The sequence below is a fragment of the Veillonella parvula genome, from assembly GCF_024461875.1.
Classification (GTDB): Bacteria; Bacillota; Negativicutes; order Veillonellales; family Veillonellaceae; genus Veillonella; species Veillonella parvula_I.
This window is the reverse complement of the sequence record NZ_JANGAL010000090.1, coordinates 1-244: the sequence shown is the minus strand read 5'-3', so window position 1 is coordinate 244 and position 244 is coordinate 1. Positions and strand designations below refer to the sequence as shown.

1 protein-coding gene is annotated in these 244 nt (G+C 36.5%); it reads left to right on the top strand.

Annotated elements, in window-relative coordinates; translation table 11 throughout:
* On the top strand, positions 1-244 hold a 244-nt coding region (locus NE668_RS09975; protein ID WP_256196853.1), incomplete at both ends, for a DHHW family protein.

Below are 244 nucleotides of genomic sequence, written 5' to 3'. Positions count from 1 at the left end.
ATGTAATCGTAAATTATGTCAATGAAACGAAAAAGACAACTTCTCTTTATGATTCGTCCAAACTAAAGACAAGAGATAAGTACGGAGTATTTTTAGGCGGGAATACATCAGTTATCGATATAAAGACAGTGTCTACGAGCCAGAAGAGACTGCTTGTGGTGAAAGATTCATTTGCAGACTGCTTTATTCCGTTCTTAACTCCTCATTACAGAGAGATCGTTGTTGTTGATCCAAGATATTACAG